The 25,940-nt window shown below is 62.4% G+C and carries 25 protein-coding genes; 11 read left to right on the top strand and 14 right to left on the bottom strand.

The genetic code is table 11. The annotated features are described in order from the left end of the window. Positions 1-140 precede the first annotated feature (140 nt). Genes EO094_RS08490 through EO094_RS08475 form a run of 4 tightly spaced genes read left to right on the top strand, consistent with a single transcriptional unit; the run spans position 141 to position 5,196 of the window. Positions 141-1,370: a glycosyltransferase family 87 protein gene (locus tag EO094_RS08490; RefSeq protein WP_128291904.1), complete on the top strand. Its 1,230-nt coding sequence runs from the start codon at positions 141-143 to the stop codon at positions 1,368-1,370. A 4-nt stretch (positions 1,371-1,374) separates the two neighbouring features. Continuing rightward, a complete protein-coding gene (locus EO094_RS08485; protein ID WP_128291903.1) occupies positions 1,375-2,643 on the top strand; it encodes a glycosyltransferase family 87 protein in 1,269 nt (422 codons plus the stop codon). Next, entirely contained in the window at positions 2,640-3,932 is a 1,293-nt protein-coding gene (locus EO094_RS08480; protein WP_128291902.1) for a glycosyltransferase family 87 protein, read from the top strand. Before EO094_RS08485 ends, EO094_RS08480 begins: the two co-directional genes overlap by 4 nt. 7 nt (positions 3,933-3,939) lie before the next feature. Continuing rightward, entirely contained in the window at positions 3,940-5,196 is a 1,257-nt protein-coding gene (locus tag EO094_RS08475; RefSeq protein ID WP_164879596.1) for a glycosyltransferase family 87 protein, read from the top strand. A gap of 113 nt (positions 5,197-5,309) precedes the next feature. Here EO094_RS08475 and EO094_RS08470 read toward each other — a convergent pair whose 3' ends face one another. Beyond that, complete coding sequence (locus tag EO094_RS08470) at positions 5,310-5,996, bottom strand: OmpW/AlkL family protein (protein ID WP_128291900.1); 687 nt, start codon at positions 5,994-5,996, stop codon at positions 5,310-5,312. A gap of 158 nt (positions 5,997-6,154) precedes the next feature. Beyond that, positions 6,155-6,307, bottom strand: coding sequence for a YqaE/Pmp3 family membrane protein (locus EO094_RS08465; RefSeq protein ID WP_234630363.1), 153 nt, complete (start codon positions 6,305-6,307; stop codon positions 6,155-6,157). 146 nt (positions 6,308-6,453) lie between these two features. Here EO094_RS08465 and EO094_RS08460 point away from each other — a divergent pair, with 146 nt between their 5' ends. Together EO094_RS08460 and EO094_RS08455 are read left to right on the top strand one after the other, a co-directional pair. Further along, on the top strand, positions 6,454-7,857 hold the full coding sequence (locus tag EO094_RS08460; RefSeq protein WP_128291898.1) for a deoxyribodipyrimidine photo-lyase: 1,404 nt from the start codon (positions 6,454-6,456) through the stop codon (positions 7,855-7,857). Positions 7,858-7,951: 94 nt separating this feature from the next. Next, positions 7,952-8,452, top strand: a complete 501-nt coding sequence (locus tag EO094_RS08455) for an MmcB family DNA repair protein (protein WP_128291897.1) — start codon at positions 7,952-7,954, stop codon at positions 8,450-8,452. Between the two features lie 67 nt (positions 8,453-8,519). Here the strand turns inward: EO094_RS08455 and EO094_RS08450 are convergent, their stop codons facing one another. Together EO094_RS08450 and EO094_RS08445 are read right to left on the bottom strand one after the other, a co-directional pair. Next, positions 8,520-9,077, bottom strand: coding sequence for an ActR/PrrA/RegA family redox response regulator transcription factor (locus EO094_RS08450; RefSeq protein ID WP_092811690.1), 558 nt, complete (start codon positions 9,075-9,077; stop codon positions 8,520-8,522). An 87-nt stretch (positions 9,078-9,164) separates the two neighbouring features. Continuing rightward, positions 9,165-10,484, bottom strand: coding sequence for an ActS/PrrB/RegB family redox-sensitive histidine kinase (locus EO094_RS08445; RefSeq protein WP_128293189.1), 1,320 nt, complete (start codon positions 10,482-10,484; stop codon positions 9,165-9,167). A gap of 370 nt (positions 10,485-10,854) precedes the next feature. Between EO094_RS08445 and dapB the strand changes: the two genes are divergently transcribed. Genes dapB through EO094_RS08430 form a run of 3 tightly spaced genes read left to right on the top strand, consistent with a single transcriptional unit; the run spans position 10,855 to position 12,913 of the window. Next, positions 10,855-11,655, top strand: a complete 801-nt coding sequence (dapB, locus tag EO094_RS08440; protein ID WP_128293187.1) for a 4-hydroxy-tetrahydrodipicolinate reductase — start codon at positions 10,855-10,857, stop codon at positions 11,653-11,655. A gap of 29 nt (positions 11,656-11,684) precedes the next feature. After that, positions 11,685-12,317: a 2,3-bisphosphoglycerate-dependent phosphoglycerate mutase gene (locus EO094_RS08435; protein WP_128291896.1), complete on the top strand. Its 633-nt coding sequence runs from the start codon at positions 11,685-11,687 to the stop codon at positions 12,315-12,317. Next, complete coding sequence (locus EO094_RS08430; protein WP_246008443.1) at positions 12,314-12,913, top strand: hemerythrin domain-containing protein; 600 nt, start codon at positions 12,314-12,316, stop codon at positions 12,911-12,913. Before EO094_RS08435 ends, EO094_RS08430 begins: the two co-directional genes overlap by 4 nt. Before the next feature lie 496 nt (positions 12,914-13,409). Here the strand turns inward: EO094_RS08430 and EO094_RS08425 are convergent, their stop codons facing one another. Together EO094_RS08425 and mbfA are read right to left on the bottom strand one after the other, a co-directional pair. Beyond that, positions 13,410-14,279 (bottom strand): aldo/keto reductase family oxidoreductase, encoded by an 870-nt coding sequence (locus EO094_RS08425; protein WP_128291895.1) that lies wholly within the window; start codon positions 14,277-14,279, stop codon positions 13,410-13,412. 106 nt (positions 14,280-14,385) lie between these two features. After that, entirely contained in the window at positions 14,386-15,363 is a 978-nt protein-coding gene (gene mbfA / locus EO094_RS08420) for an iron exporter MbfA (protein WP_128291894.1), read from the bottom strand. A 116-nt stretch (positions 15,364-15,479) separates the two neighbouring features. Between mbfA and EO094_RS08415 the strand changes: the two genes are divergently transcribed. Continuing rightward, positions 15,480-16,322 carry a C40 family peptidase gene (locus EO094_RS08415; RefSeq protein WP_128291893.1) on the top strand — a complete coding sequence of 281 codons (843 nt, stop codon included), beginning with the start codon at positions 15,480-15,482 and terminating at the stop codon, positions 16,320-16,322. Between the two features lie 50 nt (positions 16,323-16,372). Here EO094_RS08415 and rpoN read toward each other — a convergent pair whose 3' ends face one another. From rpoN to EO094_RS08390, 5 genes are all read right to left on the bottom strand, one after another. Continuing rightward, positions 16,373-17,875 (bottom strand): RNA polymerase factor sigma-54, encoded by a 1,503-nt coding sequence (gene rpoN / locus EO094_RS08410; protein ID WP_128291892.1) that lies wholly within the window; start codon positions 17,873-17,875, stop codon positions 16,373-16,375. Positions 17,876-17,996: 121 nt separating this feature from the next. Beyond that, complete coding sequence (gene lptB, locus EO094_RS08405; RefSeq protein ID WP_128293181.1) at positions 17,997-18,761, bottom strand: LPS export ABC transporter ATP-binding protein; 765 nt, start codon at positions 18,759-18,761, stop codon at positions 17,997-17,999. Between the two features lie 163 nt (positions 18,762-18,924). Continuing rightward, positions 18,925-19,542, bottom strand: a complete 618-nt coding sequence (locus tag EO094_RS08400) for an LptA/OstA family protein (RefSeq protein WP_128291891.1) — start codon at positions 19,540-19,542, stop codon at positions 18,925-18,927. A gap of 11 nt (positions 19,543-19,553) precedes the next feature. Then, positions 19,554-20,243: an LPS export ABC transporter periplasmic protein LptC gene (gene lptC, locus EO094_RS08395; RefSeq protein WP_128291890.1), complete on the bottom strand. Its 690-nt coding sequence runs from the start codon at positions 20,241-20,243 to the stop codon at positions 19,554-19,556. 75 nt (positions 20,244-20,318) lie between these two features. Further along, complete coding sequence (locus EO094_RS08390; RefSeq protein ID WP_128291889.1) at positions 20,319-20,933, bottom strand: ribonuclease D; 615 nt, start codon at positions 20,931-20,933, stop codon at positions 20,319-20,321. 361 nt (positions 20,934-21,294) lie between these two features. Here EO094_RS08390 and EO094_RS08385 point away from each other — a divergent pair, with 361 nt between their 5' ends. Continuing rightward, positions 21,295-21,756, top strand: coding sequence for a GFA family protein (locus EO094_RS08385; protein WP_128291888.1), 462 nt, complete (start codon positions 21,295-21,297; stop codon positions 21,754-21,756). 43 nt (positions 21,757-21,799) lie between these two features. Here EO094_RS08385 and EO094_RS08380 read toward each other — a convergent pair whose 3' ends face one another. The 3 genes from EO094_RS08380 to EO094_RS08370 all read right to left on the bottom strand — a co-directional run bounded on the left by EO094_RS08380 (position 21,800) and on the right by EO094_RS08370 (position 25,885). Beyond that, positions 21,800-22,408, bottom strand: coding sequence for a DsbA family protein (locus EO094_RS08380; RefSeq protein ID WP_128291887.1), 609 nt, complete (start codon positions 22,406-22,408; stop codon positions 21,800-21,802). Between the two features lies 1 nt (position 22,409). Next, entirely contained in the window at positions 22,410-23,159 is a 750-nt protein-coding gene (locus tag EO094_RS08375; protein ID WP_128291886.1) for a L,D-transpeptidase, read from the bottom strand. A gap of 233 nt (positions 23,160-23,392) precedes the next feature. Continuing rightward, the gene (locus EO094_RS08370; protein ID WP_128291885.1) at positions 23,393-25,885 is read right to left on the bottom strand and encodes a plasma-membrane proton-efflux P-type ATPase; all 2,493 of its coding nucleotides are present in this window, start codon (positions 25,883-25,885) and stop codon (positions 23,393-23,395) included. Positions 25,886-25,940: the final 55 nt, after the last annotated feature.

Genomic DNA, 25,940 nt, shown 5'->3' with positions numbered 1-25,940 from the left:
CCGGCGCAAGCACGGATGATGCGGCATCGCCCTCCTGCCGCAGAAATTGCGCGGCGCGGACGGCGTCTTTCGTCGCAGGACGGGCTGGGAGCGCCCGATTTAACCGCGGATTTAAGCCTCGCTGCGTAGTCTTTCCGGCGATGCCGCAATTCACCATCCTCAACGACCGCCGCTTCTGGCTCTTCTTCGCCTTTTTGGTGAGCCAGTTCGGCTATCCGATTGGTGCGTTCAACGACTGGTGGACCCAAACCGGGGTCTTCGGCAACAACAACCATCCGGGCGGTGGGGACTTCATCAACTTCTGGATCGCCTCTCGCGCGGCCTTGGAAGGGCATGCGAGCGCGCTGTTCGACCCACAAAGCTACTCGACGCTGCTGACGGATCAGTTTGGAACGGATTACGGCTATCGCTGGCTTTATCCACCCCATTTTCTTCTTCTAATTCTGCCGCTAGGGCTTTTCCCGTACGGCCTTGCATTCGCACTTTTCATGGGCGCGACACTTCTCCTCTATCTCGCGATTGCACGACGGCTATGGGGAGGATGGGGAATCGTCGGTTGGCTACTCATAGCGCCCGTCACGGCACTTGGGTTGCTCAACGGGCAGACCTGCTTCCTCATTGGCGCGCTCTTCATTGGCGGTGTCTATCTGTGGGACGAGCGCCCCATCCTCGCCGGCATCTTCCTCGGGCTTCTCACAGTCAAACCCCAGTTCGGGGTGCTCATTCCGTTCGTGCTCCTGATCGAGCGTCGCTGGTGGGTGATCGGGACCGCGATGGCCACCGCGACATGCTTGATCGGTGCCTCTGTGATCGCTTTCGGCGTGGAACCCTGGAGGGAATTTTTCATCAGCCCTCTCAGCGCAAGCAACGATGTGCTTCTCGCCGATCGCACCGACTTGATGGGCATCCACCTGGCCCCCTTCGGCGCGGCGCGCTTCCTCGGTTTCTCGCCCGCCACCGCCAGCATCGTCCAGCTGGGCTTCTCCCTGTTCGCCGTGGGAGCTCTCAGCGCTACGCACCGTCTGCAGGCGCGGCCTGACACGAAGGTGGCGATGCTCATCGCAGCGACCTACCTCTTTATTCCGTATGTGCTCTTCTATGATCTAGCCGCCCCGACCTTTGCGGCCTTATCGCTATATTTCGGGCGCCAGCAACAGAATGCGCCGGGCGTAGCCTTCTCCATCCTCTTGGTCGGGGTGGGCACCCTTTCATTCATTAACGGAGCAACCACGCTCATCGGCATTCCGCTCGGTCCCGCGGTCTTCGCAATCCTATGCGCTGCACTGATTAGGCGCGCTTACCAGGAAGGCTGCGAGGCTGCGCAACCACTGCCCAGGGCGCCAGTCCCGCGGGGACGCGCCATTGCGTGAACCTATGCCCCGATTCACAATCCTCAACGATCGCCGCTTCTGGCTATTTTTTGCTTTTGCGCTGACGCTGTTGGGTTTTCCCCGCGGCATTCTGCTCGATTGGATCTATCGCACAGGCTCGCTTGCCGACCTCAATCACCCAGGCGGAGCAGACTTCGTCACCTTCTGGGTGGCCGCCAAGGCGACCCTCTCCGGCCATGCCGGAAATCTCTACGAGCCGTCGTTCTTTTCGCAGGCCATGGTCGATCAATTCGAGGAGGATTTCGACATGCGGTGGCTCTATTCGCCGCATTTCCTTCTCTTGATATTTCCGCTTGGCGCTTTGCCCTACTCGGTCGCCTACACGGCCTTTCAAGCGATCGGCCTCGTCGCTTTCGCCTCACTTGGGATATTGGCCCCACGACGGTGCGAAATGTCTTTGTGGCTCGTTTTCGCCCCCACAACCATCCTGTGCCTGCTCGTAGGGCAAACCGCACTTCTGGTCGGCGCGCTATTCATCGGTGCGATCTTCCTTTGGGGTCGCAAGCCAATCCTGGCTGGCGTTTTCCTCGGTGTTTTGACGATCAAACCACAGTTTGGTGTCCTCATCCCTCTCGTGCTTCTTATAGAGCGGCGATGGCTTGTGATCGCGAGCGCAACGATGACGACCTGCGCATTGGTAGCTTTGTCGGGTCTAATCTTCGGTTTTGGTTCGTGGCGAGACTTCATCTTGAATATCACGGGTCCGCAAGGCGACGTACTCCGGGCCAATGCAAAGACATTTCTCGAAATCCAGATGAGCGTTTACGGCGGAATGCGTCTTGCGGGCTTTGAGCCGTATACCGCCATGCTCACGCAGATCGGGGTTGGCTCGGCAGCAATAATTGCCCTGATCTCCACTCTGCGCTCATCGGCCAGGCGGTACACCAAGCTCGCAATGCTGGTCACGTCGACGTATCTGTGCGTTCCCTACATATTGTTTTACGATCTTGCGGCACCGACCTTCATCGCGATCTGGCTCTATCTCGGCCATGACCTTGAGAAGCGGGCGGGCTTTGCTCTCTCCATCCTCCTCGTGCTCATGGCGACCCTGTCTTTCGTCAACGGTGTGACGGTCGCGATGGGCTTCAGCGCCGGGCCGTGGGTGTTTGCCGCCCTTGCCACGGCGCTCTTTTTCCGCGCCCGCGAGGAAAGTGTCCACGCCCCAGAACGTCAGCGCAGTCACCGACCGGACAAGACGACGCCACGAGCCGGCGACCGGGCGGTCCTCGCCAATGGAAGCGCGGCGTCATGACGTTGAACCACTCGCAGCCACATGCGGGAACTCTCAGGCCGAAGATGGCGAGCATGCAATTCACCATCCTGAACGATCGCCGGTTTTGGCTGCTCTTTGCGTTCGGGATCACACTGCTCGGCTTTCCCTATGGCATCCTGACCGACTGGATCACCCGCAGCGGCGACGTCTATTCGACGAACCATCCTGGCGGCGGCGATTTCGTCGTCTTCTATGTCGCCTCAGAGCTGATCCTGCAGGGGCACATTCGCGACCTCTACGACCCAGCCAAATTCTCGCAGACGATCATCGATCGTTACGGCAGCGATTACGAAATGCGCTGGCTCTACCCGCCGCATTTCCTGTTCTTCATCGCACCGATCGCCAAGTTGCCCTATCTCGCGGCCTGGGCGGGCTTCATGGCAGCGAGTTTCGCCTTTCTGGCCGCAATCGGCCGCATCGTCTGGGGAAAGCGCGACATCGTCTTCTGGCTTCTCGTCGCCCCCTCGACATTTCTCGGTGTGCTTCTCGGCCAAATGAGTTTTCTTGTCGGCGGCCTTCTGATCGGCTCCATTTTTCTCTGGGATCGGAAGCCCATCCTCGCCGGCATTCTCCTCGGCCTTCTGACCATCAAGCCACAATACGGCGTCCTGATCCCGCTTGTTCTCCTTTTGGAACGGCGGTGGCGCGTCATCGGCGTCGCTTCGGCAACAGCCCTTGTCACGATCGGCGCGTCCCTTCTCGTCTTCGGCACCGCCCCCTGGCACGCCTTCCTGTTCGGCATGGACGGGGCCAATTCCGACATCTTGACGACGGCGAGCAAAAAATTCCTCGGGCTGCAAATGAGCGTCTTCGGCTCGTCGCGCCTCCTCGGGGCCGATCTTGCGACGGCAGCCTTGCTCCAGGGATTGAGCGCGCTCTTTGCCGTCGTGGCACTCGTCGCCACGACTCTGTCGGGCGCACGACGTGACACGAAGATTGCCATGCTCGTCACCGCAACCTATCTCGTCTCGCCCTATGTGCTTTTCTACGATCTCGTCGCCCCGACCTTCGTGGCGCTGTGGCTCTATTTCGGCAAAGGGCGTGAGGAGGCACCCGGCATTCTCTTCTCTGCCCTCCTCATCTTCGTCTCCTGCCTTTCCTTCGTGAACGGCGCCACCGTGGCGATCGGATTCGGCTGCGGGCCCATCGCCTTCTTCGCCCTGGCGGTCGCGCTTCTCCTGCGCGCGCGGGCGGAAACCGGGCGCGATGGCCGGGCGCATCGGGAGCCCCTCACAAAAAGCCCGGGTGATGAGGCAAAAGTCATATGAGGCGGGAATGAAAGTCGCGACGCCAAGCGACCCGGCATGTGCAGCCGAAGAGGGGTCCCGCTTCACGCTCCTCAACGATCGGCGTTTCTGGCTCGCTTTTGCCTTCCTCGTCACCCTTCTCGGCTTTCCGCGCGGCATGTTGACGGGGTGGATGACCCGCACGGGCGAGGTCTATTCCACAACACATCCAGGCGGCGGTGACTTCGTCGTCTTCTGGATCGCCTCTCGCATGCTTCTCGAGGGCCATCTCTCCGGCCTCTTCGATCCAGGCCAGTTTTCGCGTTACATCATCGACCTTTACGGCTCCGATTTCGGAGTTCGCTGGCTTTATCCGCCGCATTTTCTCTTCTGTCTCGCGCCGCTCGGGCTCTTTCCCTACCTCGTCGCCTATGGCCTCTTCATGGGCGGCAGCCTCGCAGCGTTCCTCTTCGTGGCGGCGCGTGTGTGGGGGGACAGGAGCATCGCCGTCTGGCTTTTGATTGCGCCCGTCACAGCTCTCGGAATCCTCATCGGCCAGACCTGCTTCATCGTCGGTGCGCTTTTTGTCGGCGCCATCTATCTCTGGGATGAAAGGCCAATCCTCGCCGGAATTCTCCTCGGCCTCCTGACCGTCAAACCGCAGTTCGGCGTTCTCATCCCGCTCGTGCTTCTCTTGGAGCGCCGCTTCCTCGTCATCGCGGTGGCCAGCACTACGGCGACGGCACTCATCGGCGCCTCGATCCTCGCCTTCGGGATCGAACCGTGGAGAGCCTTCCTCTTCGGTCTGCAGGATCCGACGCGCGCGATCCTACTGAGCGAGCGCGACGCCTTCCTGAGCGTGCAGATGACCGTCTACGGTGCTGCGCGATATTTCGGCCTCGATTTCGCAGCGGCCGCCGGCCTGCAAGGGATGAGCGCGCTCTTTGCGGTCTGCTCCCTCATCTACGTGACATTGTCGAGCGCCCCGCGCGGCGCCAAAGCAGCCATGCTCGTGACGGCAACCTATCTGACGCTGCCCTACGTGCTTTACTACGACCTCGCAGCCCCGACCTTCGTGGCGCTCTGGCTCTATTTCGGCCACGGCCGAAGCGCGCGGCCAGGGATCGCCGTCTCGGCCCTCCTGGTGGGGGTAGCCTCGATCTCCTTCATCAACGGCGCCGCCACCACTTTGTGGCACGTCAATGTGGCGCCGCTCCCTTTTCTAGCACTCGCGGTTTTCCTCATTTGGAGCGTTCGACGCGAAACGTCCCCAGGCTTTGGCCGATGTGAGAATGCGCGGCCCTGAAATCGAAACGCATGGTCGCGAGAGCACGGGTGCTTTGAGGCAAAAGAAAAGCGGCCCCGCAAGCGGGGCCGCTCAAATTGTTCAGCGCAATGGCGATCAGAACTTAGGCGCGATCAGAACTTGTAGGTAATACCGGCGCCGATCAGCCAGGGATCGAGATCGGCATCGCCGCTCACATAGGTGCCGTCCGCCAGGCTGCCGTCCCAGTCGGCCGACAGGAACAGCTTCTTCACATCGAGGTTCACGCCCCAATGTTCGTTGAACATGTAATCGGCACCGACCTGCAGCGCGAGGCCGAAGCTGTTGTCGATGTCGAAGGCGGCGAGATCGTCGTTCTCGGTGCCGTAGAAGAAGGTGTAGTTCACGCCAGCGCCGACATAGGGCTTGAAGGCACCGAAGTTCGTGAAGTGATACTGCAGCGTCAGGGTCGGCGGCAGGATCCAGGTGTCGCCCGCGTCGAGACCGCTGATCGGTCCGTCGCCTTCAACCTCGGCATAGGTTGTGCCAAGAATGAGTTCGGCCGCGATATTCGGCGTGAAGAAGTAGGTGATGTCGAGTTCGGGCGTGACCGAATTCGAATAGGACAGATCGGACCCCGGGATCTGGTCGACCGAGCCCGAATCATGCGGGACGACGGCCAATGCACGCAGACGAATCTGCCACGGGCTCCAGGCGACGGGCGCCGGCGCAGCGGTGGGCTCGTAGGTTTGGCTCGGCAGATCCGCGGCCCCAGCCACGCCTGCGATGGAGAGGAACGCGGCCGCCAGTGCCGCCCGTCCCAGAGTCTTTGTCCCGCGCATTCTCGTCCCCTGCGTTCGAAATAACAGGATCCTGATATGCGGGCCGCGCAGCCCCGTCCATTTGACACAGGTCAAAAAGCAGGCCTTCACCCGCAACATGTTAGAATTGTTGCAATTCCAACACAGCGGCGGGGACGGGGCAGAAATGGTGCGCGTCGTTAGCGACGCAGGATGATCCAGACGGCGTGGATGATGCCCGGCACATAGCCGAAAATCGTCAGAAGAATATTCAACCAGAAATGCAGACCGAGTCCAACCTGAAGAAACACGCCGAGCGGCGGCAGGATGATCGCCAGAAGAATGCGGACGATGTCGCCACTCGTTGCTGTCGAGCGGTCGACCGGATGACCGTGGTGGCGGTCGGCTTCATAAGACATGGAATTCTCCTTGTTCGCTGCCGCCTCAACTCTTGACACGGTGAAGTGTTCCGCATCCGCGCCGCAAGATCGCGCGAGGATTGCAACGAAAGCGCGCTAAGCTCGTCATCACCCCGACGAACGACGAACAGCCGGTGAATTCCATGACCGACAACGATCCCCGCCTCATGCCTTTGAACGGCAAGACCCCACAGGAGGGTCAGTTCGTTCTCTATTGGATGGACCGGGCGCAGCGCGTGCGCCTCAACCACGCGCTCTCTTTCGCCGCCGGGCAGGCGAACCGGCACGAATGCCCGCTCCTTGTCGTCATGCGCCTCGGGGGTGAGGAGCCGCAGATCACCCGCCGCCAGGCGAAGTTCATGGCAGAAGGCATTCAGGAACTCGCGGACGAGCTTTCCCACATGGGGGCCGGATTTGTCGTTCTGGCGGAGGCAGACGACAAGGTCTTTTGCGGGCTTCTCGAGCGTGCGGTCATTGCCATCACCGATGTCGGCCATCTCCGCCATCACCGTCAGCGCCGCACCTGGCTCGGCGACAACGCTTCCTGTCAGGCGATTGCCGTCGAAACCGATCTCGTCGTGCCGGTCGGTGCGGCGTCCGACAAGGCCGAGTATGCCGCACGCACCATCCGCCCGAAGATCAATCGGCAGCTTGAGCGTTTTCTCGTCGATCAGACAGATGAACGGCCGCAAAATAGCTTTTCCGGCATTGCGCTTCCGGCGGGCCTTGCCCCTCACGATTGCGAAGAGCTCGCCGCAGTCTGCGGTGAGCGCGGGCCTGAGCCGGTCGACTGGATCAGGGGCGGTCACAGCGAGGCAAAGCGGCGCCTTGCAAGTTTTCTCGCCAACGATCTTCCCCACTACGATGGCGAGCGCAGCGATCCCACGAAATGCCGCGTCTCGCATCTCTCGCCCTATCTGCGCTTTGGCCAGATCTCGCCGATCGAGATCGCGCTCAAGGCGCGAGCCGCAAAGGCGGAGGCCGCCGGATTTCTGGAAGAGCTCATCGTACGCCGGGAGCTCGCCGCCAATTGGTGCCATTACCGCGACGATTACGATCGCTACGAAGCCCTGCCCGACTGGGCACGGGCCACACTTGAACGCCATTCCGACGACAAGCGCAATCCCGGCTATACGGCCGCCGAGATCGAGGCGGGCGACACCTCAGACGAGGCCTTCAATGCCGCGATGCGGGAGATGAAGTCGACCGGCTATCTGCACAATCATCTCAGAATGTACTGGGCGAAACAGATCCTGCGCTGGGCCTCCAGCCCGCAATATGCGCTTGAAACCATCATCGCCTTGAACAACCGGTATTTTCTCGACGGCGGCGATCCGAACTCTTTCGCCAACAATCTCTGGGCGTTTGGGCTCCACGACCGGCCTTTCCAGGAAAACGCCGTCTACGGAACCGTGCGCCCGATGACGCAAAGCGGCCTACGCCGCAAATTCGATGTCGATGGGTATGTGAAGAACGCGCCCTGAGTCCCGGCTGTCTCTCCGCCCCGTCGTGCGCCATGGCCGGGGCTCATGTTCATCTTTTGTTTGCACGCGCGGTGGCGCTTGCTATCTTTGCCTCATGCCGCGCATCGCCATCCGCACCGTTCTCGTCGAGACCGACAGCCAGCCCACACTCATCGACGGCCGTCAGTCGGCGGCGGCGCTTGCCATCCGCCGCGGCACGTGTCGCCGGCTTCGAGCTGAAGGCTATGCGCTTTTGCCGGAAGTCTCGCTTTCGAGCGGACGCCGCGCGGATCTCGTGGCACTTGGCAGCAAGGGCGAAATCGTCATCGTGGAAATCAAGTCGTCGCTCGCCGATTTCATGGCCGATCACAAATGGCGTGACTACTTTGGCTATTGCGACCGGTTTTATTTCGCGACGTCCGCGGATGTCCCGCTCGACGTCTTTCCGCAAGACGCCGGCCTCATCCTCGCCGACGCCTTCGGCGCCGAAATCCTACGCGACAGCGGCGAGACGCGCCTCGCGGGCGCCCGGCGCAAGGAAATGCTGGTGCGGATCGCACGTGCAGGCGCCAACCGCCTGCACGATCTGGAGGATCCGGATGGCACGCGCGAGTGATCGCGCGCGTTCATTGAGGTCAGATGTTGTGTCCCCAAGGCCAGAGTTGCGGCCAGGGACGGACGGCTCAGCGCGGGGCGCGCTTTGCGAGAATGCGCTGCAGAGTGCGACGGTGCATGTTGAGGCGGCGTGCCGTCTCCGAGACATTGCGATCGCAGAGCTCGTAGACGCGCTGGATATGCTCCCAGCGGACGCGGTCGGCGGACATCGGGTTTTCCGGCGGATCCGCACGATCTTCCGGATTGCGGACGAGCGAGGCAAAGATGTCGTCGGCATCGGCCGGCTTCGACAGATAGTCGATCGCCCCCATCTTCACCGCCGTCACCGCGGTCGCGATATTGCCGTAACCGGTCAGGATCACGGCACGGGCGTCCGGCCGCTTCTCGCGCAACAGCTCGATCACATCGAGGCCGTTGCCATCCTCCAGACGCATGTCGACAACCGCAAAGGCTGGCGGCTTGCTCGCCACCTGCTGCTTGGCGTCACGCACGCAGTCGGCGGTAACGATATCAAAGCCACGCTTTTCCATGGCACGCGCAAGACGCTGCAAGAAGGCGCGGTCGTCATCCACGATCAGCAGGGAGGAATCGGCAAGGCCGAGTTCCGAAACGGTTTCACTGTTCATCCCAGAAACGCCTGATTTAACTCGTTGCTCCACTATCTGTGCTAATGCCTCAGCACAGGGTTTGCAAACCCGATCGTCAAATTGATGTTACACCTCATAGTGTAAATCTGACCCGTCATCGCTCGCCAATGCCGGCGACTGGCGACGCCAGCCGATCGTGACAATCGCGCCCGTCTCCGGGGCCGGCCGGTTTTTAAGCGACAGTCTGGCACCGCTCCGCTCAAGGAGCGTCTTGGCAATAAAGAAGCCGAGGCCCAGTCCGCCTCCGGAATTGTCCCGTTCCGTAGGGCTCGTCTTGAAGCGGGTCGAGACGTAGGGCTCTCCGAGACGCTCGATCATCTCCGAAGCGAAGCCCGGGCCGTCGTCGGAAATGGCGATGAGAACGAAGCGTTCGTCCCAGCTCGCGGAGACGCGAACCTCGCTCTTGGCAAAATCGAGAGCGTTTTCCAGAATGTTGCCAAGACCATAGAGAATACCAGGGTTGCGATGGAAGATGGGCTCCGGGCCCTTCCCATCGCTGTCCACCGTCAGCTTGATGCCGAAATCGCGATGCGGTGCCGTCGCCTCTTCGAGAAGGCGCGGCAGAGCGAGACGTCCAAGATGCTCCTCCGGCTCTGAGGAGAGTGAAGTGAGCTTGGACAGGATCTCGCGACAGCGCGCCGTTTGGGTAGCCAGGAGCTTCAGATCCTCCGAAGAGGGGTCTTCGGCATCGACCTCGCTCAGCATCTCCTTGACCACCAGAGTGATCGTCCCGAGCGGCGTGCCGAGCTCGTGGGCCGCGGCGGCCGCGAGCCCATCGAGCGCGGACAGATGCTGCTCGCGCTGCATGACGAGTTCCGTGGCCGCGAGCGCGTCGGCAAGCTGGCGCGCCTCCTCGGCGACGCGGAAGGCGAAGAAGCCCATAAAGACGAGTGAGCAGACGACCGCGGCCCACATACCGACGACGTAGAGAAGCGGCAGGTCGAGGCGCGGGCCGGACCAGGGAAGCGGCTCGTGGAAAAACACGAGATAAGTCGCACTAATGAAAGCCAGACCACCCAAGAACAAGGTCTTGTCCGGTGGCATCGTCGTCGCCGAGACCAACGCCGGAAAAATGATCAAGAAGGCGAAGGGATTTTCCATCCCTCCCGTCAAATACAAGAGCCCGGCAAGCTGTACGATGTCATAGGTGAGAAGCACCGTCGCCCAGTTTGGATGCAGGCGCCGCGTTGCCGGAAACGTCAGCCTGAGACCGATATTGACCCAGGCGGACAAAGCGATCAGCGCAAAGCAGGCGCCGAAGGGGACTGGAAATCCAAGGCCAAAACCGATCAGCACCACAGCGGCGGTTTGTCCGGCGATGGCAAGCCATCGCAGACGCGTCAGGGTGCTCAACCTGAGACGGCGGCTCGAAAAAGCCCGCTCCATTCCAACTTCGCGGGTCAGTTTGCTCGATGGGTCGCTGAAGGGCATGCGTCCTCTTAGCGAAACTGCACACGATTGGAATATGCAGCAGGCTAAATTTCGCCATTTTCGCGCTCTCCAGCAGCGTTACCGCGCCACAAAGCGTTACTGCCGCGCAAAGACTTCGTTGGCGCGAAAATATCTATCTCGGTTTTCTGCTTATTTGAGCGGTCGGATCGGTTTTCTCACGGACCGTTTCCTGAAGCAGGCCTTTCTCTCACGAGGTCCGTCCCGACCGAGACGGCTTTGAGTTTTGGCGGAACCGGCGAGGATGGTCTTGCGCCCCAGGCATGCTATAGGCGGCGCGACAGAACGGGAGAGGCCAGTGACACAGCTGAGAACCGTCGTGGCGGGTGCCAGCGGGCGCATGGGACGCGCTCTTGTCGCCGCCGTTGCCGCACATGACGATTTGCGCCTCGTGGGCGCGCTGGAGCGGGAAGGCTCCGAGGCAATCGGCCAGGACGCCGGACTGGTAGCCGGCATCAAGGAGACGGGCATCGCCATTTCCGACGATCCGCTTTCCGTCCTCGCGCAGTCTGACGTGCTGATCGATTTCACCGGCCGCTCAGCCAGCCTCGCCTTGAGCGAGCTCGCAGCCCAGGCGCGCATCGTCCATGTCATCGGCTCGACGGGCTTTCAGCCAGAGGACGAGCAGATCTTCCGCGCCGCCTCCCGCCATTGCCGCATCGTCAAATCCGGCAATATGAGCCTCGGCGTCAATCTCGTGGCCGGGCTCGTGCGCCGGGCTGCGGCGGCTCTCGGGCCGGAGTTCGATATCGAGATCGTCGAAATGCATCATCGCCACAAGGTTGATGCGCCGTCCGGCACGGCACTTCTCCTCGGGGAAGCCGCGGCGGAGGGGCGCGACGTCGATCTCGACACCGTCGCCGTGCGCGGGCGCGACGGGGAGACCGGGGAGCGGCCTGAAGGTGCCATCGGCTTTGCAAGTCTCAGGGGCGGCTCGGTCGTCGGCGATCATATGGTGGTGCTCGCCGGCGAGGGCGAACGCATCGAGATCGGCCACCGCGCCGAGACCCGCCTCATCTTCACCCGCGGGGCGCTGCGTGCCGCCTTGTGGGCCTTCGACAAGAAGCCCGGCCTCTACGACATGGCCGACGTTCTCGGGCTGCACTGAAACCATTTGCTTAATATGAGGGAGACAATATGGATCGCCTTCTCGTTCTCGTCCGCCACGGACAGTCGGAATGGAATCTCAAGAACCTCTTCACCGGCTGGAAAGACCCCGGCCTCACGGAGAAGGGAATCGAAGAAGCCCGCAAGGGCGGCCGGCTTCTCAAGGAAGCGGGCCTCAGCTTCGACCTCACCTATACGAGCGCGCTGACGCGGGCCCAGAAGACGCTCGATCTCATCCTGGGAGAGCTCGGCGTGCCGCTTACCGGCGAAGGCTCTCTGCCGCGCCAGCAGGATCTCGCTCTCAACGAGCGCGATTACGGCGATCTCTCCGGCCTCAACAAGGACGATGCGCGCCAGAAATGGGGCGAGGAGCAGGTGCATATCTGGCGCCGCTCGTACGACATCGCCCCTCCGGGAGGTGAAAGCCTGAAGGACACCGGCGCCCGCGTCTGGCCGTATTACATGACCCACATCCTGCCCGACGTGATGAACGGCAAGCGGGTCCTGGTTTCGGCTCACGGCAATTCGCTGCGGGCGCTCATCATGGTGCTCGACCGACTGTCGCCGGACGCCGTCACCAAACTCGAGCTCGCCACCGGCGTGCCGCTCGTCTACCGGCTCAACGCCGATACCACCGTCGCCGAAAAGGTCATCTTGCAGTGACCGATGCCCCGTCGATCGATCCGTCGCTCAGGCTCGGTTCGCGGGCCCATCTGCCGGACGATCTCCTCGCCCTCCTGCGGAAATATCCGCGGGAGGTGTGGCCGGAGCACGAGAATCTGGGCGAGCTCGCAAAATTCTGGCTCGGCCGCCACGACATGTTCCGCGAGCTCTGTGCCATCCTCGCCAAATCGGCAGAGGATCTCCGGGAGGGACGTATCGACCCGGCCGAATTCCGCGGCTTCTTCGCCCCGCGCATGCGTTTCTTTCTGCACCAGCTGAACGGGCATCACCAAATCGAGGACCACGCCTATTTCCCCGCCTTCATGGCGGCGGAGGCGAGCCTCACCCGTGGCTTCGAAATCCTGGAAAACGACCACGAGATCATTCATCGCGATCTCGTCCGGATGGGCGAAGCGGGACAGGCGCTCGTTGAAAGTCTGAGCCGGGACCGGGACGCGCAAATGCGCAGCGCCGAAACCATGAGCGGCGAACTGACCGGTTTTTTAACCGGCCTTCACCGACATCTCGCCGACGAAGAGGACATCATCGTCCCCCTCATCCTCGATCGCACGGAAGAAAAGCTCGGCGTGAAGTAGACCCGCCCCACATCTTCTGGCGATCGCCATGGCTATGGTGACGCTACGACTGTTCCCGCGCTTTTTGATCCGGCCACTCAGTTGCGGATGCGCTTGATGAGTGACCGAACTAAAAAGAAGCGCTGCGGGGCTGGTTGCGAGCCGCACATGCGGGGCCGGCGCCGCGCATGTAATGCTTTTCGGGCCGGTAGGCGGCGGAAAAGAAAGCGCGGGTGCTGTCACCCAGGCGGCGAACCCATTTTCTGAACAGCAGCATGGTCTTAACTCTCCCGTCCGACCGGACCTCAAGCGCGGGCGGAGCCTTTCGATATGGCTCAAGCGATAGCGCCGAATATCTGAACAGAAGATGACCTGGGGCTTGCGCCCGATGAATTCTTACCAATTCGATTAAACTGTTGTGCCGCGGCAACAGGTAGCAACGCCGCCAGGCGCCGTCCGAGCGGCGGATACTGGCGGCGAATACTAGCGGGGGTCTTGGCGGCTATGCGGCACCCATTCAGCCCGCCTCACCGATGTCCTCCAGCTCCTGGAGAACACCCTGCGGCAGATCGAGCTCGGCGGCTGCCAGGTTCTGCTCGAGATGATCGAGCGAGGAGGTGCCCGGAATGAGCAGGATATTGGGCGAACGCTGCAGGAGCCAGGCGAGAGCGACCTGCATCGGCGTTGCGCCGAGGCGTTCGGCCACCGCGCTCAGGGACGAGGATTGCAGCGGCGTGAACCCGCCGAGCGGGAAGAACGGCACATAGGGAATGCCGTCTTTCGCCAGTTCGTCGATCAGTTTGTCATCGGAACGGTGAGCGAGATTGTAGAGGTTCTGCACACAGACGATCTCCGCGATCTTGCGTGCCTCCGCGACCTGCGTCGGCGTGGCGTTGCTCAGTCCGATGTGACGGACGAGCCCCTCTTCCTGCATCTTTGCAAGAACCGTGAGCGCCGGCTCCACCGAACCCTCGGCCGGTCCCTCGGCAAACATCAGCCGGAGATTGACGACCTCGAGCCGTTCCAGCCCGAGATGTTCAAGGTTGTCGTGGACGGCCTGGCGCAGCTCCTCAGGCGAGAAGGCCGGCAGCCAATTGCCCTTGTCGTCGCGGCGCGCACCAATCTTCGTGACGATGACGAGATCTTCGGGATAGGGGTGAAGCGCCTCGCGGAGGATCTCATTCGTGACATGCGGTCCGTAAAAATCGCTGGTGTCGATGTGGTCGACCCCCGCCTTCACCGCCCGGCGCAGCACCGCAATCGCGGCATCGCGGTCCTTGGGCGGGCCGAAAACGCCGGGTCCAGCAAGCTGCATGGCGCCGTAACCGAGACGTTTGACCGTATGGCTGCCAAGCTTAAATGTGCCGGCCTTGTCGATATTGGGCATGAAACGAAATCCTCTCCGCAAGCGCATGTCGCGAGACATAGAGCCGTGGGCGACAAAGTGCAGTGCGGAAAGTGGCGATCTTAGCCGTTCGCCGGTGCGAATTGGCTCAGGCGTTGCCGATCAGAATACCCGCGGCAAAGACGAGCGAACCACCCAAGATCACCTGCAGGGCGGCGCGCCAGAAGGGCGTGTCCATCCAGCGCTGCTGAATCCAGGCGATCACCCACAATTCCGCAATCACGATCACAAAGGCGATGGTCGTCGCCGTCCAGAAATGCGGAATGAGGTAGGGGAGCGCATGACCGAGCCCGCCGATCGCCGTCATCACGCCCGAAGAAATGCCCCGCTTCAACGGAGATCCCCGGCCGGTCAACGCGCCGTCGTCGCTCGCCGCCTCGGTAAAGCCCATAGAGATGCCGGCGCCGATCGCAGCGGCAAGACCGACGAGAAAGGTCTGCGAGGTGTCGTGCGTGGCAAAAGCGGCGGCAAAGATCGGCGCGAGTGTCGACACCGAGCCGTCCATCAGCCCGGCAAGGCCCGGCTGCACATAGGTCAGGAGAAAGCGGCGATGGGCCGCCCGGTCTTCTTCCGAGCGCGCCTCGGCCGGCAGATACTCCGCCTCCAACCGCTCTGCGGTGGCGATGTGGTGGCCTTCGGCGACGGCAAGATCTCCGAGGAGCTTGCGGGTTTCCGCATGGGCCGTGCGCGCAGCCGCCTTCTGGTAGAAATTGCGCGCTTCCTCTTCCATCGCAGCCGCTTCGCTGCGGATCCGGTCGAGGCTCAAATTGGCGACGAGCCAGACCGGGCGCCTGCGCATGAAGCCCGCCACATGCTCGCGGCGGATGAGGGGGATCGTGTCCCCAAACGCAGCCCGGAAATGGTCGATGAGCAGGCGCCGGTGGCCGTCCTCTTCCTTGCCCATCGCAGCAAACATCGCCGCCGTCTGCGGAAATTCGTCTTTCAGACGCTCCGCGTAGGTGCTGTAGATCTGGCTGTCCTCCTCCTCGGCAGAGATGGCGAGGGCCAGTATCTCCTTCTCTCCCAGCTCGGAGAAGCGAAGGCGGCGCTGCATGTTGATCAGCATGGGGATCCTTTCGTCCGCTCCATGGCGCGCAATCGTCGCATGCGCAAGGGCGCCAGTCGCCGCAAGTTCAAGAGCCACTTGACCAAGCCGGTCCGGATACTCCTTCTTGGCAGGGCATGACGCAGCAAGCTGATACCTTTCTGGAGCGCACGGGGCACGTCCTCGCAGGCTGGCTGCGCACCGAAACGCGCGACTATGAACCGTACGCGGCTTTCGATGCGACGGCGTTGCGCAAAGTCCTGAAGCCCGGCGACATCATCCTCGTCGAGGGGCGGGAGTATATTTCCCAGGTCATAAAATACCTGACGACTTCGACCTGGTCGCATTCAGCCCTTTATGTCGGCGATATTCCCGGCAAAAAGGAAGCGGACGGCGAACCGCACTGCCTCATCGAGGTCGATGTCGGCGATGGCTGCATCTCCCTGCCCCTGTCGCGGTACGACACCTACAACATTCGCATCTGCCGGCCGGTCGGGCTCTCATCTGCCGATCGCGAGGAGGTGACGCGCTTCATGATCTCGAAGATCGGCCTCTCCTACGACATGAAGAACATCTTCGACCTGTTGCGCTATTTCTTTCCCCTGCCGCTGCCGGCGAGATGGCGTCGCCGGGCGATCGCCTTCGGATCGGGCGATCCGACGCGCGCAATCTGTTCCTCGCTGATCGCAGAGGCCTATCAGCGCGTGCATTATCCCATCCTGCCGATCATCCGCACGGAAGAGAGGCGCCGCTGGGGCATGGGCGCGAGGCGGCGCGAGATTTATTTCATCCGCCATCATTCGCTGTTTGCGCCACGCGATTTCGATCTCTCCCCCTATTTCGCCATCGTCAAGCCGACACTCGAAAGAGGCTTCAAATACAAGAAACTCATCTGGGGCGAGGGCGACCCGCCTCCGCAGGAACAAGAGGTGGTGACGGCGACGGAGAAGGCCGTCGAAGAGGCCACGGCGCAGGGCTAGAGCGCGTCATCCCGTGACGACAGCATTCTGCCATAGCGCCATCATCCCTTTCAGGACGCGAGTTTCTGGCGCTGCATGCGGCGGCGATTGACGGATGAGGGAATCCCCATCGCTTCGCGGTATTTGGCAACGGTGCGGCGAGCGATGACGATGCCCTCGTCTTTGAGGATTGCCACGATCTGGTCGTCGGAGAGGACGCGATCGCCCTCGCCCGCGACGAGGACGCGAATGCGCTGGCGCACCGCCTCGGCAGAATGGGAATCGCCGCCATCCGTCGCAGCAAGCGCGACGGAGAAGAAGGCCTTGAGCGGAAAGATGCCGCGCGGCGTCGCCATCGCCTTGTTGGCCACGGCGCGGCTCACCGTCGATTCGTGCATGCCGATCTCGTCGGCCACCATGCGCAACGTCAAAGGCTTCAGATAGGCCGCGCCGTCATGCAGAAAACGATCCTGCCAGCGTACGATTTCTGCCGATACGGCGAGCAGCGTGCGGGCGCGCTGATCGAGGCTCTTTTCGAGCCAAGTCGCCTTCTGCAGGCATTCGGAGAGAAACTTTTCCGTCGCCTGGTCGCGGCGGCGACTTTTGACTTCCGTATGGTAGCGGCGATCGATGAGAAGCCGCGGCAGAACCGCATCGTTGAGGTCGATCAGCCAGGCGCCCTCCGGCCCCGGCCTGACGACGATGTCCGGCACCAGAAGCGCCACGGGATCGCTCAGATAGCGCAGGCCCGGTTTCGGATCGAGCGCCCTCACCTCGGCGATCATCTCGATCATGTCTTCCATGTCGACGCCGCAGGCGTTGCACAAAGCGGCTCGGCTGCCCGAGGCGAGAAGCTCCAGATTGTCGATGAGCGCGGCCATGGCCGGGTCGCAACGGTCGAATTCAGCCAACTGGATCTTCAGGCATTCCTTGAGCGAACGGGCGAAGACGCCGGCCGGCTCGAATCCCTGGCAGCGGGATAGAACGCGCAGCACATCTTCCAAGGCCACGTCGAGGTTCGTCGCCAGGATTTCCGGCTCGGCGCGCAGATATCCCGCTTCGTCGATCTCTCCCAGAAGCGTGAGCGCGATCATGCGCTCCGTGGCGTCGGAGAAGGCTGCATCGATCTGCTGCTCAAGAACCGCAAGAAGCGTGGGCGTGGATGCCGCGTAGCTGTCTTCGTCGGGGAATTCAGATGCGTCGCCTCGGCCGGAGCGGCCGAAATCGCTCGACCCGGAAAGACTGCGATCATCGTCCGGGTAAAGATCTTCGCGGGCGACGTCGGCATCGCTGACGGACGCCGCCGCCGTCTCTGCAGTGAGCTCGCCGCCCGCATTCTCCACGGCGGACACCTCTTGCGTTTCCCCAGCGCCGCCGGATGTGCCATCTCCCGCATCGGCGCTCCCCTCACCGCTCTCGTCGCGCGAAAGCAGCGGGTTTTCCTCGATCTCGCGGTCGATGAAGTCTTCGAGCTCCGGCGCCGACATCTGCAGGAGCCGGATCGCCTGCATGAGCTGCGGCGTGATGACCAGTGACTGCGACTGTCTGAGCTGAAGTCTCGCCGACATGTTCATCGTTGACGCCCCACGCCTTGGGGCCAGACGCCAACACCCTGCCGATGACCTTCAATTGACCTTCAGAGGAGGCAGCTGGCCCGTTCCTTGCAGGGAAAGCTTAACCGGCTTTTGGAGCGTGTCAAAGCCGGAAGTGCTCGCCCAGGTAAACGCGTCGCACCTCTGGATTGGCCACGATCGCTTCGGGGCTTCCTTCCGTCAAAACCTCGCCGGAATGGATGATATAGGCGCGGTCGATGAGCCCCAGCGTCTCCCTCACATTGTGGTCGGTGATGAGGACGCCGATGCCGCGCGAGGTGAGATGGCGCACCAGCGACTGAATGTCGCCGACCGCGATCGGATCGATGCCGGCAAAGGGTTCATCGAGCAGCATGAAGGCCGGACGGCTCGCCAGCGCGCGCGCAATCTCGCAGCGTCGGCGCTCGCCGCCGGAGAGCGCGATCGAAGGCGATTTTCGCAGATGCCCGATATGGAATTCTTCGAGCAGCGAATCGAGCTCCTGCCGCCGCTTCTTGCGGTTGGGCTCCACCAGTTCGAGGATGGCGAGGATATTGTCTTCCACGCTGAGGCCACGGAAGATCGACGCCTCCTGCGGCAGATAGCCGATGCCCAGACGTGCGCGCCGATACATCGGCAGGCGCGTCACATCGTGACCCTCGAGTTCGATGCGGCCGCCTTCGGCCCGGATCAGGCCGGTGATCATATAAAAGACCGTCGTCTTGCCGGCACCGTTCGGCCCGAGGAGGCCGACGGCTTCTCCTTGGCGCACGGCAAGAGACACGTCCTTCACGACCGTGCGGCCCTTGAACGAGCGCATGAGCCCACTCGCAACGAGCCAGCCGCTGCGATCAACGGCTTCGGAGTCTCCGGTTTCCTCGCCGGCCATGCCGGTGTCGCTACCCAAATCGTCTGCTTCTGCGGGGGAGACAGCCTCGTCGTCAGGGCGAGAGGAATTGCGCGACAGGCCAAAGAGACCTCGTCGCGAGCCCCCCTCAGCCTCGGTTTCGGCGGGGGCGCCATTCGCGGCGCGGCGCATCAGCATTGCTCCGTTACTGTCCGCTTTGACCGGACGAACCCGGTGCGAGGATTGTCTGCACGCGCCCGCCCTGCATCTGCGCCTGCTTGGTCTTCAAATTGACGACGAGCTTTTCTCCGCGCAGCACGTTGTCGTCCTCCGTCAGGACGACATTGCCGTAGAGGGTGACAATATCGGTCGCCATTTCAAAGTCCGCCCGGTCGCCCGTTGCGGTGCGATTTTCGGAGGTGACGAGAACGCCACCTTCCGCCTCGATCCGGGTGATGGACGAGCCCGGCGTTGCAGAGGCGTTCGACGCGGCGTTGCCGCTGCTTCCGCCACTCTCCCCTTTGTTGCCCCCATTACCCGCGTTGGCGCCGCCATTGAGACTCTCGCTCGGATTGCCAGAGTAATGGACCGTCAGTTTGGCCGTCTCCAGCACGGTTTCGGCCTGACGCACTTTCACATTGCCGGTGTAGATCGCGACCTTGTCGTTGTCGCGTACCTCCAGACGATCAGCCTCCACCAAAATCGGATCGTTGGAGCTCGAGGAGAAACCGGAAAATGTTTCTCCGAAATCCTGCGCCTGCGCCGTCGCCGCCAAAGGCAGGACACACAACGCGGCGAGAAGCGTCATAAGCCGCAAAGACATCAGCAAAGACCTCAATTGGCAGCCGCCGCTTGGCCACGTTTCGGCGGCATGATGCGCGTGCGCACATCACCTTGGATAATGACGCGCTGACCGCCGTCGGTGGCGTCGATCGAGTTCCCGGTGGTTTCACTGTCGTGATAGGTGATCGAGACGGGGTTGTCGGATTTGAGCGTGCCGCTCTTCGTGTCGATCTGCGCACCAGTTAGCTTCATACCGTAACCGTCGGCGGAATCGACGACGATGTTGCCGCCCATCTGAAGATCGCCCTTGGCATTGTCGAAATCCGCCGTGACGGCGTCGATCGCCACCGGCCCGCGGCCGGGCGAATTGATGTGCGCGGTGATGTTTTCCAGCGTCACGGCGTCGGGCGAGGCGAATTTCTGGATGGCACGATCGGCTTCCAGACGGAATTCGCGATCGTTGCGATCGAAGCCTGTGAGCTTCGGATTGTCCATGATGATGGCGTTCTTGGCGATCGTCGTCTTGGCGATCGAGAGGTCGAACTGCTCGTCGCTTGAAAACTGCCCGACCAGCGCAAGGACTGCGATGCCTGCAACACCGCCAACCGGCAGAAGGACGCGCAGAAACCGTACGAAGGCCGAATGACGCTTCGCCTTGCGGAAAGCCTTGTCACGCGCAGAAGGCCGGGCACGCCCGAAAATCTGCGGCTGCGTTGTCGCGGTTGCTGTCGCAGCTGCCATCAATTCACCTTCTGGTGTCGGGGTCGCCACACTTCATGCCGTCCAACATGGTGATTTTTGGGCGGACGCCAACCTTTAGGCATGCGCGAAGATATCCGAATCCTCCCAGCCGAGCAAATCGAGCTCGGCGCGCACGGGCACGAATCGGAAGCAGGCTTCGGCGAGTTCCAGCCGGTGCTCGCGGGTCAGTCTTTCGACGAGAACCTCGCGCATGGCGTGGAGATGGAGAACGTCGGCGGCCGCATATTGTAGCTGCGCTTCACTCAGCGTGTCGGCCCCCCAATCGGAGCTCTGCTGCTGCTTCGACAATTCGAGACCGAGGAGCTCGCGCGCCAGATCCTTGAGACCATGGCGGTCGGTGTAAGTGCGCACAAGTTTGGAAGCGATCTTCGTGCACCAGATCGGGGTCGTGATCACGCCGAAGGCGTAGCGCAAGGCCGCCACATCGAAGCGGGCATAATGAAAGATCTTGGTGCGCTCCTGATCGGCCATCAGTGCCGTCAGGTTTGGCGCCTCGTCCTGCCCTTGCGCGATACGCACCACATCGGCGGTGCCGTCGCCCGGCGAAAGCTGCACGACACAGAGCCTGTCGCGGCCTGGCCGCAGCCCCATCGTCTCGGTGTCGATCGCGACGAATTCGCCGTAATTGGAAAGATCCGGCAGATCGCCTTCGTGAAAGCGGATGGTCATGTCTTAGCCTCTTCGTTGGCAAAGCTCCTGACATGATCTGCGGCCCCCGACAATGGGTGACGGGTGCATCGCCCGCCCAGGCGGCGCCTGGAACGCACGCCCCAAATAGCCCACTCCCTCTGCTCCACTCTCCGTTGCCGTTCCGCAGGCATCATGGTCCCGGCGGATTTTTCCCGCGCCTTGATGCTTTTCAGCGCGGCTCCTGCCATCGTCATCACGGACGATCTCAAATCAGCGAGGCAGGCCGATGCAGGAAGCCGATTGCAGGAAGGAAGGGGCTCACAGCCGTAGCGCTCTCCTGCACCACCGACTCTTGCTCTTGCCCTCCGCCCCTTCCAACAACCCTTGAAAGGCACCGTGCATGACTTCGACCGAATGGAAAACGCGCCAAGGCTCCTGCCGTTGCGGCAGGCTGCGCTTCGAAATCACGTCACCCCCGCTCGTCACGGCAGCGTGCCATTGCAAGGGATGCCAGCGGATGAGTGCGAGCGCTTTTTCCTTGAGCGTGGCGGTGCCCGGAGGCGGATTCCGACTTCTCTCTGGCGAGCCGGTCATCGGCGGCGCGCAGGACATGGAAGGGCTCATCCATTCGTTCTGCGGTCACTGCATGAGCTGGGTGTTCACGCGCTTTCCCGACGTGATGGGCGACGTCGTCAATGTTCGCAGCACGATGCTTGAGGATACGGCCGGCCTGGAACCGTTTATCGAAACCTGCACGGCCGAAAAGCTCGACTGGGTCACAACGCCGGCAAAGCACAGCTTCGCCCATTTCCCGTCGCCCGAGGAGTTTCCGGCGCTGATCGACGAGTTCAGCAGGCGCTGAGCATCTCTCCCACCGATCGTGAAAGATGCCGCTTGAAAAAGCCTCAGCCGCGGGCCTTGGCAAACGCCTCCAGCAGCGCCTTTTCGTCCATCACGCCCGGATAAAGCGTCGTCTCGGCGACGAAGGCCGGAGTACCGGGAAAGCCAAAAGCTTCGGCCTGATGCGAATTGCGCATGATGAGCGCGTCGATCTCGCCTTTGCGGTCACGGTAAGCACTGCGGAGCGCATCCACATCGAGCCCGGCTTTCTCAAGCGTCGTCTCGACCGCCTGGCGGGAGAGCGCTCCCTTCGTGTTCAAAAGCGCTTCCTGGGCATGGGCGTATCCGCCGCTCGGCACGGCCGCGAGAACGAGATGCGACGCGTAGACGGAGGCCTCGCCGAAGATCGGCCAGTCCTTCATGACGAGACGCACCTTGCCGTCCTTTTCGACCGCCCGCATCACCTCGTCATGGCTGCCTTTGCAGGCAGGGCATTGGTAGTCGAAATACTCGACCAGGGTCACATCGCCATCTGAATTGCCACGCACCGGGGCGGTCGGATCGGAGAGAACCTCCTCGACGGTCAGCCCCGTCTGCGCCCGCGCGAAGCCCGGAAGCAGGGCAAAGCTGGCCGCGCCCGCGGCCAGCGTCATGAAATGGCGGCGGTCCAGCATGTCAGCTCAGCCCTCCGGTCGAAGCGGCGCCCGCCAGAGGTCCGGCAGCCATCGGGCCATCCGGCACCGTGCCCTGACCGGATTGCGAACGATTCAGCACCACGACGCGCGACCCCGGGGGGACGCGGCTGGCGAGATCGATGATGTCCTGGTTGAACAGCCGGATACAGCCGGAGGAAACGGCCTTGCCGATCGACCAGGGCTCGTTCGTCCCGTGAATGCGGTAGAGCGTGTCGCGACCGTTCTTGTAGAGGTAAAGCGCCCGCGCCCCGAGCGGATTGGAAATGCCGCCGTCGAGACCGTCGGCAACCTTGCCGTATCTCTCAGGTTCGCGCTTGATCATCGCTTGTGTGGGCGTCCAGCGCGGCCATTCCGCCTTGCGGGCGATTTTCGCATTGCCGGCAAATTCCATTCCCGAACGGGCCACACCGACACCGTAGCGCATGGCTTTGCCGTTCTCCATCACGAGATAGAGGAAGCGCTCGTAAGGATCGACGACGATGGTGCCGGCCGGATAAGGTGAATTGTAATTAACGATCTGGCGCAGATAGCGCGGGTCGACTTTCGACACGTCGATGGCCGGGACGTTCCAGCCATCATCCTGCACCGGCCCATACATGCGAACATAACTCTGATCGACACGCGGCCCCTCAGGCTGAACGGGGCGCGTCGTCGTGCAAGCGGCCAACGCCAAAGCAAGCGCAGCAGCGGCCGGAAGCCGCACGGCCACCCCGCGGCTTTTCTCAAACATCCAGTGCGGCAATTCTTTCTCCTTCTTACGCCTTCGGCCGGCAGGGCCCCGCTTTCAAAAAACGGAGCAGGCCGTGGTGGCCGGCGGGCCGCGCGCCCCGCGCGGATGGCCATCGCTTCAAGGCGAAGATGTGACCAAACCGGCATTTGTCGAGAGAGATCACATTCTTATCACCGCAAGTAAGAGCGAGCGAGGCGGGTGTGCAACACTTGCCGCCCCCTTCATCGGCTCGTTCAGCGCCCGGCGACGCGACCTTCAGTCCGTGCCAGATGGCTCGTCTGATGTTCAGCCTTCATGTCGAGGGCCCGACGCAGGGCGATTGCGATCGCACTTTCGATCGGGAGCCAGGCGAGCGCATAGGCCCAGACGCCAAGCGCATAGGTCCAGCCGATCGGTGCAACGAAGATGCCGTAGACGGCCACCAGCGTTCCGAGAATCTGCGTCGCCTCCGTTGTCAGGAACAGCCTGAGGCTCGGAAACGGCCTCGACCAGAACCAGCGCTGGTTGCGCGTGACGTAGAGTGTCAGGTGGCCGGCAACGAGAAGCTTCAGGAAGATCACCGTCTGGATGACCTCGCGCGGCAGATGCATGACGGTGTCGACGTACCAGAAGAGCAGGAAGGTTTCGGCCACACCCAGAAGACCGAGGCAGCTCGCGATCGTGAGGACACGCGGCATGTTCCAGCGCACCGGCTTTTCAGCGACATTGGCGTTGTCGTAGGCGATCATCATGATCGGGAAGTCGTTGAGGACCGCCAGAAGCACGATCATGACGGCCGTCACCGGATAGAAATCGAAGATCAGGATCGACAGGCTCATGAACACAAGCACTCGGATCGTCTCGGCGATGCGGAAGGTGGCGTAGCTCGTCATGCGTTCGAAGATGCGCCGGGCCTCCTCGATCGCCGAGGCGATAACGCCGAGACCGGAGCTCGTCAGCACGACATCGGCGGCAGCACGCGCCGCGTCCGTCGCCCCGCTCACCGCGATGCCGGCGTCGGCCTGTTTCAAGGCCGGGGCATCGTTCACGCCATCGCCCGTCATCGCCACGATATGACCGCGATCCTGCAAGGCGCGCACGATCTTGAACTTGTGCTCGGGCAAGACGCGCGCGACGCCGTCGGCCTGTTCGATGCGCTCGCTGACTTCGCCATCACTGCCATCGGCGAAGACGGTGTCGGCGGAGCGAATGTTGCGGCGGAGCCCGAGTTTGCCCGCAATCTGGCGGGCGATCGCCTCGTGGTCGCCGGTGATCATCTTGACGGCAAGGCCCATCCGCCCGGTCTCGGCAATGGTCGCGGCCGCATCCTCACGCGGCGGATCGAAAATCGAGACAAGACCGAGAAACTGCCAGGCATCGCCCTCTCGGCGCGCCACGCCGAGGGCGCGGTAACCCTCTTCGGCGAGGCGGGCGACCTCCGCCTCGATGCGCGCCCGGCTCTCCGCAGGTGGTGCGGCGAGATCAAGGATGACCTGGGGCGCGCCTTTGGAGAAGGCGACTTTTCGATCGCCTAAGGTCGTCTCCACCATGGTGCGCTTCGACACCGGATCGAAGGGCGTGAAATCACCGATCACATAGCCCGCATCGGCAGGCGCGCCTTCGGCGGCAAGCACCGCCTTGTCGATCGGATCGGGGTCGTTGGCGTTGCTTGCGAGCTGCGCGGCGAGGACGACGTCGGCCGCCTCCACCCCCTGTTCGGGGAGGATGTCGGCGACGGTGAGCGCGTTCATCGTCAAGGTGCCGGTCTTGTCGACGCACAGGACATCGACGCCGGCCAATTCCTCGATCGCGACGAGGCGCGAGACAATCGCCTTCATACGGGCGAGCTTTTCCGCACCGACCGCCATCGTCACCGACAGGACCGTCGGCAGAGCGACCGGGATCGCCGCCACCGTCAGAATGAGCGAGAATTGCACGGTTTCCCAGAAGGGCGTGCCGCGGAAGACCGCGACGAGCACGATGACGGCGACAAGGGCGAGAGTCGTCAGAATGAGGAAATTGCCGATAGAAAGCACGGCGCGCTGAAAGTGCGAGCGCGTCTCGGCGGAGGCGACGAGCTGCGCCGTCTTGCCAAAATAAGTGTTCATGCCGGTCGCGGTCACGACGCCGGTCATCTCACCGAGTTTCACGACGGAGCCGGAATAGGCGGTGTCGCCCGCGGCCTTGTCGACGGGCAGCGATTCGCCCGTCAGAGCGGCCTCGTCGGCGCTCAGATAATCGCCGGCGACGAGCCGAATATCGGCGGGGGTGACATTGCCGATGCGCAAAAGCACGACATCGCCGGGCACCAGATCCTTAGCGGGCAGCGTCTGCCAGGTGCCGTCACGCAAGACGCGGGCGGTGAGTGCCAGGCTTTCCTTCAAAAGCTCGATAGCGTTGCCGGCCTTGCGCTCCTGCCAGAAATCCACGGCCGCGTTGACGAGAAGCATGGTGACGATGATCGCGAAATCGGCCCAGTCACCGAGCGCTGCGGAGAGGATCGCCGCCGCCTCGATCATCCACGGGATCGGCGCCCAGAAATAGCGCATCAGACGCTGGAGAGGGCTCGTTTTCTCTTCGCTGATGGCGTTTTCGCCGAACTTTGCCAGCCGCTCCTGGGCCGTCTCGCTCGTCAGGCCGGTTTTGAGATCGGTCTCCGGCAGGGGCGCCTCAGCCGGCGTCGCACCCTCCGGCAGTTCTTGCGGGGGCTGTTTTTGAGGGGGCTGTGGGGCCGTTTTATCGTTCATATCTTCGATCCTCCGCCAGATCACGACCGGGCAACAATGCAGCGCCCCCCCCCCC

Source organism: Afifella aestuarii (genome assembly GCF_004023665.1).
GTDB classification, from domain to species: domain Bacteria; phylum Pseudomonadota; class Alphaproteobacteria; order Rhizobiales; family Afifellaceae; genus Afifella; species Afifella aestuarii.
This window is presented reverse-complemented; position numbering and strand designations above follow the sequence as displayed.

Bases quoted from the DNA above. Each gene is read 5' to 3' on its own strand.
- EO094_RS08490 (WP_128291904.1), top strand. From the start codon at position 141: ATGCCGCAATTCACCATCCTCAACGACCGCCGCTTCTGGCTCTTCTTC.
- EO094_RS08485 (WP_128291903.1), top strand. From the start codon at position 1,375: ATGCCCCGATTCACAATCCTCAACGATCGCCGCTTCTGGCTATTTTTT.
- EO094_RS08480 (WP_128291902.1), top strand. From the start codon at position 2,640: ATGACGTTGAACCACTCGCAGCCACATGCGGGAACTCTCAGGCCGAAG.
- EO094_RS08475 (WP_164879596.1), top strand. From the start codon at position 3,940: ATGAAAGTCGCGACGCCAAGCGACCCGGCATGTGCAGCCGAAGAGGGG.
- EO094_RS08470 (WP_128291900.1), bottom strand. From the start codon at position 5,996: ATGCGCGGGACAAAGACTCTGGGACGGGCGGCACTGGCGGCCGCGTTC.
- EO094_RS08455 (WP_128291897.1), top strand. From the start codon at position 7,952: ATGCCGCGCATCGCCATCCGCACCGTTCTCGTCGAGACCGACAGCCAG.
- EO094_RS08450 (WP_092811690.1), bottom strand. From the start codon at position 9,077: ATGAACAGTGAAACCGTTTCGGAACTCGGCCTTGCCGATTCCTCCCTG.
- EO094_RS08445 (WP_128293189.1), bottom strand. From the start codon at position 10,484: ATGGAGCGGGCTTTTTCGAGCCGCCGTCTCAGGTTGAGCACCCTGACG.
- EO094_RS08435 (WP_128291896.1), top strand. From the start codon at position 11,685: ATGGATCGCCTTCTCGTTCTCGTCCGCCACGGACAGTCGGAATGGAAT.
- EO094_RS08425 (WP_128291895.1), bottom strand. From the start codon at position 14,279: ATGCCCAATATCGACAAGGCCGGCACATTTAAGCTTGGCAGCCATACG.
- mbfA (WP_128291894.1), bottom strand. From the start codon at position 15,363: ATGCTGATCAACATGCAGCGCCGCCTTCGCTTCTCCGAGCTGGGAGAG.
- EO094_RS08415 (WP_128291893.1), top strand. From the start codon at position 15,480: ATGACGCAGCAAGCTGATACCTTTCTGGAGCGCACGGGGCACGTCCTC.
- rpoN (WP_128291892.1), bottom strand. From the start codon at position 17,875: ATGAACATGTCGGCGAGACTTCAGCTCAGACAGTCGCAGTCACTGGTC.
- lptB (WP_128293181.1), bottom strand. From the start codon at position 18,761: ATGGCCGGCGAGGAAACCGGAGACTCCGAAGCCGTTGATCGCAGCGGC.
- EO094_RS08400 (WP_128291891.1), bottom strand. From the start codon at position 19,542: ATGTCTTTGCGGCTTATGACGCTTCTCGCCGCGTTGTGTGTCCTGCCT.
- lptC (WP_128291890.1), bottom strand. From the start codon at position 20,243: ATGGCAGCTGCGACAGCAACCGCGACAACGCAGCCGCAGATTTTCGGG.
- EO094_RS08390 (WP_128291889.1), bottom strand. From the start codon at position 20,933: ATGACCATCCGCTTTCACGAAGGCGATCTGCCGGATCTTTCCAATTAC.
- EO094_RS08385 (WP_128291888.1), top strand. From the start codon at position 21,295: ATGACTTCGACCGAATGGAAAACGCGCCAAGGCTCCTGCCGTTGCGGC.
- EO094_RS08380 (WP_128291887.1), bottom strand. From the start codon at position 22,408: ATGCTGGACCGCCGCCATTTCATGACGCTGGCCGCGGGCGCGGCCAGC.
- EO094_RS08375 (WP_128291886.1), bottom strand. From the start codon at position 23,159: ATGTTTGAGAAAAGCCGCGGGGTGGCCGTGCGGCTTCCGGCCGCTGCT.
- EO094_RS08370 (WP_128291885.1), bottom strand. From the start codon at position 25,885: ATGAACGATAAAACGGCCCCACAGCCCCCTCAAAAACAGCCCCCGCAA.